Genomic DNA, 11,160 nt, shown 5'->3' on the forward strand with positions numbered 1-11,160 from the left:
AGAGATGGGAAAGATACATACTCACTATGACAACCTGAAGGTCGCGCGTGGCGCGCCACAGGAAGTCATACGTGCTGCTTACAAGGCTCTGAGCCAGAAATATCATCCTGACAAGAATCCCGGGGATGAGAAGGCGGCCCGCATCATGGCGATCGTCAACACGGCCTATGGCACGCTGTCCGATCCGCAACGCCGCAAAGAGCACGATGAGTGGATCACCCAGGAAGAATTTGAAATCGAGTGGCTGGAAAGCACCAAGCATGAGCCAGCCCATGAACCGGGCTGGTCGGACCAGCTCGATTTGCCGCGCCGGCGCCGGGTCCTCAAATCCTGGCGCTTCTGGGGCACGGTCAGCGGCGCCGCTGCCGCCGGTTGGCTGGGCGGCGTGCTGACGGTGACCGAGCCGCGCGCCATGTCCAGCGTACTGGCCGGCGCCTGGGGCGGCAAGCCTCCCGCCGAGTTGACGGCCACGGCTTCCGCCACCCCGAAAATCCACCCGCCGCGCGTGGAAAAAGTCACCCCGGATGATGGCTGGGCCGTCGCCAAGCCCTACTCGCCGGAACCATCGGTAACTACCGCCGCGGCACCGCCGATCAAAGTGCTGGCCTTGTCCCAGGTGGTTCTGCCCAGCGCAGCCGTCGACTGCGAAGCCGATGTCGCGCCGCCGGTCGCGCCGAACGGCGAACCATGGCCGGCGCAATCCGGTTATGTGGAAGGCTTCCCGGTCGGGAACAAAGGCGAAGACATGCAGCTCACGCTGGACAACAGCTCCAACGCGTCGGCGGTCTTCATCAAGGTGTACGATCTGGAGCGTCGCTCCAATGTGCGCTACGTCTATGTGCAGCCGCACGACAAGCTGGTGGTCGACCAGCTATCGAACGGCAAATACGAAATCCGCTACCAGAACTTGAACCTCGGCCCAGGCCAGAACGGCTGCGCGCACAAAGGTTAGGCAGCGCCGGCGGCCAGCGTTTCGCTCAGGCCCATCTCGGAGCTGGTCATCAGGCGGTAGATGTCCACCAGGATCAGCATGCGCTCGTCGATCGTGCCGAGGCCGATCATGTATTCCGAGCTGAAGGCCGTGCCCATGTCCGGCGCCGGCTTGATCTGGTCCGGCATCAGCGTGGTCACGTCGGACACCGAATCCACCACCATGCCCACCACACGGCCATTGATGTTCAGGATGATGACCACCGTAAACTGGTCGTACACCGGTTCGCCCAGCTTGAACTTGATGCGCATGTCCACCACCGGGATGATGATGCCGCGCAGGTTGATCACGCCCTTGATGAACTCGGGCGCGTTGGCAATGCGGGTCACCGCTTCGTAGCCGCGGATCTCCTGCACTTTCAAAATATCAATGCCGTATTCCTCGGCGCCCAGCTTGAATGCCAGGAATTCCTTGCCTTGGCTAGCGTCTTCTTGCGCAGTAACTTGCATGGTTTTTTTTCCTTTAGCAAAATCTGTGTTGTCAAAGCGTATCAGAGTGCAAAGTGATTTACGAGGGGGTAATTTTTAATTGCTAGCTAAGTCAAATCTGATTATGCTGGATGTAAAGATTAGCGCAATTAAATCAAGGAGACTTCATGGCGGACCCCCAAGCCGTCGATGATAACTGGCTGCTGGAAGAAGACGAAGAAGATAAGCAGCCAACATCGGCCGGATCCCCTGAACAGCGCCTGTGGCGCGTGCTGATTGTGGATGACGACCAGGACGTGCACGCGGTCACCCGCCTGGCGCTGCGTAACGTCAGCTTCAAGGGACGCGAACTCGAGCTATTCTCGGCCTACAGCGGCCGCGAGGCGTTTGAAATCCTGCGCGACACGCCCGATATCGCCCTGGTCCTGCTCGACGTCGTGATGGAAACCGACGATGCCGGCCTGCTGCTGGCGCGCCGTATCCGCGAAGAGCTGCATAACTCCATCGTGCGCGTTGTGCTGCGCACCGGCCAGCCGGGCCAGGCGCCCGAGCAGCGCGTGATCATCGAATACGATATCAACGACTACAAGGCCAAGACCGAACTCACCACGCAAAAGCTGTTCACCACGGTCATCTCGGCGCTGCGCGCTTACGAGAGCCTGAATATGCTGGAGCGCTCGCGTATTGGGCTGGGAAAGATCCTGGCCGGCGCAACCAACCTTTACCAGATCCATTCCCTGCGTGAGTTCGCCTCCGGCGTACTGAACCAGGTGTCCGCCATCCTCGACGTGGGAGCGGACGGCGTGCTCTGCCTGATGCAAGTCGATACCGGCGAGACTACCGTGGTAGCTGCCACCGGCGGCTACGCGCCGCTGGCGGAATCCGAGCGCATGCCGGATAACCATCCGCTTTGGCCGACCATCCACAAGGCTTTCAAGGAAAAGAAAAGCCAGTTTGAGCATCCAGCCAATGTGCTTTATATCCACACGCAGGAAAACCGCGACGTGCTGATTTCGGTCACGCCGCCATGGCCGCTGGCCCAGATCCAGCGCGACTTGCTGGAAGTGTTCTGCGAGCGTATCGCTGCGGCCTTCGACAACCTGTATATGTTCGGCCAATTGCGCAAGGCGCAGGAAGCCACCGTGGTGGCCCTGGCCGACCTGGCGGAGTTCCGCGACGGCTGCACTGGCGGCCATGTGCGGCGCGTGCAGCAGCTGTCCTCCGCCATCGCGGCGCGCATGAAGGAGCGCGGCACTTACGACGACGAATTGACGCCGCAGCTGGTCGACATGATCGGCCTGGCTTCCATCCTGCATGACGTGGGCAAGGTCGCTACGCCGGACCATATCCTGCTGAAGCCGGGCCCGCACACGGATGAAGAACGCACCCTGATGCAAACCCACGCCGCTGTCGGCCGCAGCGTGCTGGAACGCGCGGCCAATATGGTCGATGGCGTCAGCTACCTGACTTATGGTGCGGAAATCGCCGGCGGCCACCATGAGCACTGGGATGGCGGCGGCTACCCGAACCAGCTGAAGGGCAAGCAGATTCCGCTGTCGGCGCGCATCGTGGCTGTGGTCGACGTGTTCGACTCGCTGCTGCACGAGCGCCCATACAAGGAACCATGGCCCTATCCGGAAGTCATGACTTATATCCGCGACCGCTCTGGCACCCAGTTCGATCCGGAAGTGGTGGCAGCCCTGAACGAGGTCGTCGAACGTACGCCCGGCCTGGGACACAGCTCCTAAGACATGGCAGCGAGGCAGCCGCGCCGCGCTGCCGCGTTCATTCTCACAACAATACACGGCGCGTATAAAATAAGGGCAGCCCTTGTCCTACGCCGAAAGCCATGAATGAACTAAAGGGTCTGACAGCGCTGGTCATCGAGCCCAATCCGAGCATGCGCGCCAGCTTGCACAATATGCTGAGTTTGTGCGGGCTGGACCGTATTGAAGACGCAGCCAGCTCCAACCAGGCGATCCGCGCCCTGGAACACCGGACCTACGACCTGATCTTTTGCGAGTACGCCCTCGAGGGCGGCCAGGACGGCCAGCAAATGCTGGAAGACTTGCGCCATCACCGCCTGATCAATGCCACCACCATCTTCTTCATGGTCACTGGCGAAGGCCAGTTCAGCAAGGTGGTCAGCGCCGCTGAGCTGATGCCCAACGATTACATCCTGAAGCCGTTTGCCGCCGACGCCATGCTGGAGCGAATCTCGCGCGCCCTCGACCGCCGCAATGCCTTGCTGCCAGCGCACCAGCTGGTTGAGATGGGCGACTTGCGTGCCGCTATCGAAGCATGCGAGGCGGGCGAGGCGGCCAAGCCGCGTTTTGCCATGGATTTCCGCCGACTGCGCGCCGAGCTGCACATCCAGGCCGGTGAGCCGGAGTTGGCCGAGCCCATCTACGCCGAGCTGTGGGCTGGCCGCCAGGTGCATTGGGCGCGCCTGGGCCAGGCCAAGACCCTGTATTTGCGCGGCCGTTATGACGAGGCGCGCGAACTGCTGGAAGAACTGCTGGGCAAGAACAGCCGCTTCCTCGATGCCTACGACTGGCTGGCGCGCACCCATGAAGCGAACGGGGACCTGGCGGCAGCGCAAGCCGTGCTGGGCAACGCGGTCGAGCTCTCGCCACACGCCGTGCGTCGCCTGCGCCGCCTGGGCGAGGTGGCGCTGGAGGCGGGCGATGTCGACGGCGCCGAACGCGCCATGAAGCAGGTAGTCAGCAAGACCCGCTACTCTGAATTCCGCACGCCGGAAGACCACGCCAAGCTGGCGCAAACCCTGGTCAAGAAAGGCGACCCGGTGCAGGCGGCCGCCGTGATCCGCGACCTGGACAAGTCCATGGCCGGCTCGCCCAATACCGAAGTGTGCAGCGCCATCGCTTCGGCAGCGCTGCATGAATTCACTGGCAATACGGTGCGCATGAATGCGTCGATCGACTCGGCGCTGCACGGCGTGCGCGAGGCCAACGGCCTGTCGAATGAATTGAAGATGGAACTGGTGCGCACCTGCCTGGATGTGGGCAAGGAAGAGCAGGCCACAGAAATCATGCGCGACGTGATGCGCAACTCCGCTACGCCGGGCGCCATGGCGCGCGCGGTACGCATGCTGGAACAGAAGGGCCGCGGCGAACTGGCGCAGCGCCTGGCCGATGAAAGCCGCAACGAGGTGGGTGAGATGGTGGCGGCAGGCGCCGCGCTGGCGAAACAGGGCGACTTCCGCGGTGCGGTGGATCTGATGCTGGAGGCCGTCGCCAAGCTGCCGGACAATGCGCAAGTTGCCTTCAATGCGGCGGTGGCTATCCTGAAATGCCTGGAGAACGAGGGCTGGGACGAAAAGCTGGGCCGCCATGCGCTGGCGCTGGTTGCCACGGTGCGGCGCCTCGATCCGGGCAACACTAAGCTCAATGCACTTGCCGGCCTGCACCAGGACATATTGAAGAAATACAACATCCGGCCTGTTGCGCGGCGCGAGTCTGGCGTACGCCTCGCGATCTGATAGCTGCTGGCGCTACAATGGGCTATGAACACTAGCCACACACCCGAAGAACGCCCGGTCCGCGCCTACCTGCTGAAAAAACTGTGCAGCGACGACGAGGGCTTGTTTGCGCTTGGCGTTTCGATGGCGCGCGTGGTGCAAATGGCCGATTCGGACGACCAGGGCACGCAAAGCCTGGCTTACCACGTGCTGTCCGACGTGGCGCTGACCCAGAAAATCCTGCGCCTGGCCAATACCCCGCAATTCCGCCAGGCTTCCGGCGCGCCGGTCACCACCATTTCCCATGCGATTTCGCTGCTTGGCTTCGATAATGTGAAGACCACGGCGCTGGCCATGATGCTGGTGGATACCATGTCCAATAGCAAGCATGCGAAAAGCGTGCGGGTGGAACTGGAGGCGGCGCTGTGCGCCAGCCTGGTGGGGCGCGAACTGGCGCGTTACAGCCCGTATCAAAAGGCTGAGGAAGCTTCCATCGGCGCGCTGTTCAAGAACCTCGGACCGTTGATGATCGCTTCGCGCGAACATGAGCGCTTCCGTGAAATCAATGCACTGATCGAGTCGGGTGAGCATTCGCATGGCCAGGCTTCGCAAATGATCCTGGGCAGCACTTATGACACGCTGACGGCGACCGTGCTGCGTGAATGGAAGATTCCCGAGGTGATCATCCGCTCGCTGCAACCGATCTTTGGCAGCGTTTTGCGTCCGCCGGCCGACCGCGCGGAATGGATACGCCAGGTGGTGACCTTCAGTATCGAAGCGGCGCGAGCGCTGACCCGGATGGGCGGCGTGAAATCCGATGATGTGCGCGCCCTGTGCGAGCGCTTCGGCGGCTCGCTGGGGCTGGAACGCGAGCAGATCACGGCTGTGCTGACGCGTGCGCGCAGCGGCATGGATGCTTTGCTCAACAGTATGCAGCTGGATGGCGGCGTGGGCGGCAAGTATGGTGAGCCAGGCGATCCTTATGCGGAATCGGAAAAGCAGCCAGCTGCGGCGGAGGCGGATGCTGGGGGTTCCTTGCCAAGCGTGCTGGCGCTGGCCAGCCTGGATTCAGGGTCGAAGGAGGGCGCTTATCCAAGCGGCAAGCCTTACGATGCGCGCGAGCGTTTGCTGGCGGGCGTGCAGGAGCTGACGGAGATGCGGGTCGAGGGCAAGGCCAAGGTTAACGAGCTGGTGCAGGCGGTGCTGGAGACTTTGTACCGCAGCATGGGTTTCCGTTTCGCCACCGTGTGCCTGAAGGATCCGAAGTCGGGGCAGTTCCGGGCGCGTATTGCGCTGGGGGATAAGCTGGCGGCTCGGCAGGATAGTTTTGTGTTTCCCTTGCAGGGGAAGGATTTGTTCCATCTGGCGCTGGATAATGATGCGGACCTGATGATCGCGGATGCGAGCACGGCCAAGATCCAGGATCTGCTGCCGCAGTGGCATAAGGAATTGCTGCCGGATGCGCGCAGTTTTATCGTGCTGCCGCTGGTGGTGCAGGGCGTGCAGCTCGGCTTGTTCTATGCTGATAGGTCGCAGCCGGCGCCGGAAGGGGTGCCGCCGGATGAGACTTCCTTGATTCGGGCGTTGAAGGCGCAGGTGTTGGCGGCTTTGTCACCCTAAAACCGGTAAACCAGGGTACGACCCGCAGGGTCGGACCCCGTCAGCGCAACGGCCGCATGTGTAGGTTGTGCGCCGTTGATCTTTTCAAAAAGTCAAAAGCCTGGAACCAACCCCGCGGCCGTAAGACCGTACGGGGTTTCAGGCGGGTTCGGGCAAGCTACCAGCAAGAGCCTCAAACTCCCCCACCGGCATCGGCCTTGCAAACAAATAGCCCTGCGCCTCATTGCACGACTTCCCGCGCAAGAACTCAAGCTGCGCCTCAGTCTCCACGCCCTCGGCCACCACACCCAGCCCCAGCGAATGCGCCAAGCCAATCGTCGCAGACACAATCACCGCATCATTCGGATCGCTCTCGATATCCTTCACAAACCCCCGGTCAATCTTGATCCGGTCAATCTCAAACAATTTGAGATAGCTGAGCGACGAATACCCCGTCCCAAAATCATCGATCGCCACCTTGATCCCGCGCGCCCGCAGTTCGCGCAGCAAATCGCGGCTGCGCTCAGGATCCTGCATGGCCGCCGACTCCGTAATTTCCAGCTCCAGCAGCGAAGGATCAATCCCGCTCTCCTTCAGCAGACGGTCAAGTAAAGGCAGCAAGGCGCTGCCATTGCATTGGCGCGCAGACAGGTTGACCGCCAGCCGCATCGAGCCTTCCCAACGGCTGAGCAAATCCACCGTCTGCTGCAGCACCCACTCGCCCAGCGGCAAGATCAGCCCCGATTCTTCCGCAATCGGGATAAAGCGGTCAGGACTCACCATGCCCAGCTCGGGATGGTGCCAGCGCAGCAGCACTTCCGCGCCGATCACGCGGCGGCTGGCCAGTTCCACTTGCGGCTGCAGGTAAAGCTCGAACTCCTTGCGCTCCAGTGCTTGCCACAAACGGTTCTCCATCAGCAGGCGCTCATGCGTTGCCGCATTCATGGCCGCTTCGAAGAACTGGAAGTTGCCGCGCCCCTGGCTCTTGGCGGCGTACATGGCCGTGTCGGCGTGGCGCAGCAGGGTAGCACTGTCGTGGCCATCCGGCGGGAACATCGCCACGCCGACACTGGTGCCGGTGTGGATGGTCTTGCCAGACAGCTGGAATGGCTCAGCTAACGCAGCTACAACGCGCTGCGCGATCTGGGCGGCATCGGCCGGTGTGACTGTACCTGCCGTGACAACGATGAATTCATCGCCGCCAAGGCGCGCGATGGTGTCGACTTCACGCAGCAGGTCGCGCAGGCGGTCGGCCACTGCGACCAGCAACTGGTCGCCCGTGGCGTGGCCGTGGGTGTCGTTGATTTTCTTGAAGTGGTCGAGGTCGAGGAACATCACGGCCGCCGCGCCTTGCGCGCGGCGGGTTTGCGCCAGCAGCTGGTCCAGCCGCAGGTTCAGCGACAGGCGATTGTCCAGCCCGGTCAGCGGGTCGTGGTGGGCCAGCTTGTAGATGCGTTCCTGCGCACGCTGCTGCTCAGTCAGGTCGTGCAGGATGGCGACGAAGACGTTGCCATCTGGTAGCTCAACTTCGCTCACCGAAGCGGCGATGGGGAAGATGCTGCCGTCCTGGCGGCGCCCGCTCGACTCGTGCTCATGCGTCGCGCCGATGGCAATATTCCTCAGCAGGCGTGCGGCGCTATCGCTTTCCGCTTCCGGCAACAGGCTGGCCAAGGGCATGCCAACCAGTGCTTCCTGCGGATAGCCGAACAGTCGGCAGGCGGCGCCGTTGGCCGACACCAGCGAGCCGTCGGCGCCAATGGTCAGGATGGCGTCGGCGGCTTTGTCGAGGATGGCTTGCAGGCGCGCTTCGCGTTCGCGCAGGCGGGTGGTGGATTCCTGCACCTGCAGTTGGATCTGCGCCCGCTCGCCACTGGTCAGCAACATCAGCGCACCCAGCAGGCCCGTCAGCATCAGGCCTGCGCTCAGCACGAGCCAGCTCTGCCAGCCGTGCTGGTGCACCATGTAAGCGGCGGAGGGCGCCAGCACCAGTTCGTATTCGCGCCCGCCAAAGCTGAGCTTGCGCCAATAGTCGTCATCGTTCGGGGCGCGCGATAATTGGTCGACCAGCGTGGTCGGTCCTGGCAGGCTGCGGTCCACCAGGCGCGCCTGCAAATGCGGGAAGTCGGCGCCGGCCAGCGCCCCCGTCACGTAGGAGTCAATCTGCATTGCCAGCATCAGCATGCCGGCCGCCGGTTGCCCATCGCCGGGATCGACTGCCTGCAGCAGCACCACGCCGCTGCCTTCGCCAGGCTGCGACAGCATGACCGGTGCGCTGACAATCGGTTTGCCGGTGCGCAGTGCATCGCGTACGGCATGGGCGCGCACCGGCTCTGCCAGCCAGTCCATGCCCAGATAGTGGCGGCGTGAAGCAGGCTCGATGAAAAGCGTCACCATATGCGCGCCGGCCGCGGGTGCCGCATGGCCGTGGCCGCCATGCTTGTGCGTGTGGCCGGGCTCGCTGGAGGGAGCGATGATGCGGAAATCGGGCCCGATCTGCTCGCGCGCCCAGGTCTCGAACGCGGGACGTTCCGCTTCGGATACCGGGCGCAGCCACGCCATCGACAGCAGCTCCGGCCGCTGGTCGAGATAGCCGTGCGCGATATTCTCGAAGCCTTGCGCCGACATAACGCGGCCATAACGATTGATGGCGCGCGCCATGGCGAATACATAGCGTTCATGTTCGCTGAAGCGCGCTTGCAGCAAGTCGCCCACTTGCTGCGCCTTGAGCCGGAAGCCTTCCAGGTGCTGCCGCGTTTCCCAGCGCGCCACCAGCACATAGAGCAACACGCACAGCGTCACCAGCAGGACTTGCGGCAAACCTACCAGCAGGCGGCGCCGCTGCCACAGCGCGCGCGGCCGGCCAAAGATCACCCAGCACAGCGGGGCTGCCAGCAGCACGCCGATGGCATCGCCAATCCACCAGGTCAGCCAGCTGGTCAGCAAACCGTTGCGTTCAATCGCACCGACAGCCACGGCCACGCCATTCGACACGGTGCAGCTGACCAGCGTCACGCACACCGACAGCAGCAAGAAACGCAGCACGTCGCGCCCGGCGCCGATTTCGGGACGGATCGCACGACGGAAATACAGCATGCCCAGCCAGGCTTGCAGCGCCGAGCCCACGGCGGCGGCGAAAGCAGCGAGTCCCTGCGGCAGGGGGGGCAGGCTGAGCGGATTAGGAGCGCCCGGCAGGGGCAGGAAATTGATAAGCAGGGCGCCGATGGCGACACCAGGCAGCAGGCGCGGCCCGAATGTGACGACGGCGGCCAGCGCAATCCCGGCTGGCAGGAAGAGAGGGCTGGCATAGCCTGGGGCCAGCGACAGGTAGAGGCAGAAGCGGCCCACAACCGAATAAACCGCCACGAGCAGCAGGTTGGCGGCCAATGTGCGTGGCCAGCTGGGGGACGGATTCTTCACAGAATAAGCGCTCCGGAGCACGGGATAAGTTGACCGATTCTAAAGCAAAATGTGCAACGCAAAAACAACACTTGCAAATTTGCAGGAGTAGCCATTACAATCTCGCCCCGAAGCGCACGTCATGCAGCGTTTGCGAAATAAGCAAATAACGTTCTTGACAGTGTAAGAAAGTTGCTTCATACTCTGCGGTTCCTTCGCGGAGGGGTGGCCGAGTGGTTAAAGGCAGCAGACTGTAAATCTGCCCTCTTATGAGTACACTGGTTCGAATCCAGTCCCCTCCACCAAAGCTTGCAGGAAGCTGAGTGAAGTTGTAGTCGAAAGAAGTCGGAACCTCGCGGGTGTAGCTCAATGGTAGAGCTGAAGCCTTCCAAGCTTATGACGAGGGTTCGATTCCCTTCACCCGCTCCATGCAGCACAGTAGTAAAAATAAGCCCTTGTAGCTCAGTGGTAGAGCACTCCCTTGGTAAGGGAGAGGCCACGTGTTCAATCCACGTCAAGGGCACCAGAATTCTGCAGTATCCATCTGATTAGTCGGGCGCGTGCCCAGCAACTCACATTTGTTAGGAGTCTAAAATGGCAAAAGAAAAGTTCGAGCGGACTAAGCCGCACGTGAACGTTGGCACCATCGGTCACGTTGACCATGGCAAGACCACCCTGACCGCTGCTATCGCAACCGTCCTGTCGAAGAAATTCGGCGGCGAAGCTAAAGCTTACGACCAGATCGACGCTGCTCCAGAAGAAAAAGCACGCGGCATTACCATCAACACCGCCCACGTTGAGTACGAGACTGCAAACCGTCACTACGCTCACGTTGACTGCCCAGGCCACGCCGACTACATCAAGAACATGATTACCGGTGCTGCGCAGATGGACGGCGCGATCCTGGTTTGCTCCGCAGCTGACGGCCCAATGCCACAGACCCGCGAGCACATCCTGCTGGCCCGCCAAGTTGGCGTTCCATACATCATTGTGTTCCTGAACAAGTGCGACCTGGTCGACGACGCAGAACTGCTGGAACTGGTCGAAATGGAAGTGCGCGAGCTGCTGTCCAAGTACGAATTCCCAGGCGACGACCTGCCAATCATCAAAGGTTCGGCACGTATGGCACTGGAAGGCCAAGCTGGCGAAATGGGCGAAGCTTGCATCGAGCGCCTGGCTGAAGCCCTCGACACCTACATCCCAACCCCAGAGCGCGCAGTTGACGGCGCCTTCCTGATGCCTGTGGAAGACGTGTTCTCGATCTC

Annotated in this window: 7 protein-coding genes and 3 tRNA genes; 8 read left to right on the forward strand and 2 right to left on the reverse strand. The window is 62.0% G+C overall.

Annotated elements, in window-relative coordinates; genetic code table 11:
• The first annotated feature begins 4 nt into the window (after positions 1-4).
• Entirely contained in the window at positions 5-952 is a 948-nt protein-coding gene (locus AC1RTP_RS10150) for a J domain-containing protein (protein WP_498607116.1), read from the forward strand.
• On the opposite strand, the gene AC1RTP_RS10155 is transcribed toward AC1RTP_RS10150, so the two are convergent.
• A complete protein-coding gene (locus AC1RTP_RS10155; RefSeq protein ID WP_498607117.1) occupies positions 949-1,440 on the reverse strand; it encodes a chemotaxis protein CheW in 492 nt (163 codons plus the stop codon). The two genes, AC1RTP_RS10150 and AC1RTP_RS10155, sit on opposite strands and share 4 nt — an antisense overlap.
• 146 nt (positions 1,441-1,586) lie before the next feature.
• Between AC1RTP_RS10155 and AC1RTP_RS10160 the strand changes: the two genes are divergently transcribed.
• The 3 genes from AC1RTP_RS10160 (at position 1,587) to AC1RTP_RS10170 (ending at position 6,520) form a co-directional block, all read left to right on the forward strand.
• A complete protein-coding gene (locus AC1RTP_RS10160; RefSeq protein ID WP_498607119.1) occupies positions 1,587-3,167 on the forward strand; it encodes a DUF3369 domain-containing protein in 1,581 nt (526 codons plus the stop codon).
• 101 nt (positions 3,168-3,268) lie between these two features.
• On the forward strand, positions 3,269-4,921 hold the full coding sequence (locus AC1RTP_RS10165) for a tetratricopeptide repeat protein (protein ID WP_498607121.1): 1,653 nt from the start codon (positions 3,269-3,271) through the stop codon (positions 4,919-4,921).
• A 24-nt stretch (positions 4,922-4,945) separates the two neighbouring features.
• Positions 4,946-6,520 carry an HDOD domain-containing protein gene (locus AC1RTP_RS10170; protein ID WP_498607123.1) on the forward strand — a complete coding sequence of 525 codons (1,575 nt, stop codon included), beginning with the start codon at positions 4,946-4,948 and terminating at the stop codon, positions 6,518-6,520.
• A 138-nt stretch (positions 6,521-6,658) separates the two neighbouring features.
• On the opposite strand, the gene AC1RTP_RS10175 is transcribed toward AC1RTP_RS10170, so the two are convergent.
• The gene (locus AC1RTP_RS10175) at positions 6,659-9,916 is read right to left on the reverse strand and encodes an EAL domain-containing protein (protein WP_498607125.1); all 3,258 of its coding nucleotides are present in this window, start codon (positions 9,914-9,916) and stop codon (positions 6,659-6,661) included.
• 198 nt (positions 9,917-10,114) lie between these two features.
• Between AC1RTP_RS10175 and AC1RTP_RS10180 the strand changes: the two genes are divergently transcribed.
• From AC1RTP_RS10180 to AC1RTP_RS10195, 4 genes are all read left to right on the forward strand, one after another.
• Positions 10,115-10,200: transfer RNA gene (locus AC1RTP_RS10180), tRNA-Tyr, on the forward strand.
• Between the two features lie 50 nt (positions 10,201-10,250).
• Positions 10,251-10,324, forward strand: a tRNA-Gly gene (locus AC1RTP_RS10185).
• A 22-nt stretch (positions 10,325-10,346) separates the two neighbouring features.
• Positions 10,347-10,421, forward strand: a tRNA-Thr gene (locus tag AC1RTP_RS10190).
• Positions 10,422-10,489: 68 nt separating this feature from the next.
• Positions 10,490-11,160, forward strand: a 671-nt coding sequence (locus AC1RTP_RS10195; RefSeq protein ID WP_498607127.1) for a GTP-binding protein, incomplete at its 3' end; no start/stop codon positions are given.

It is taken from the genome of Pseudoduganella sp. GW821-FHT11H04 (assembly GCF_058807935.1).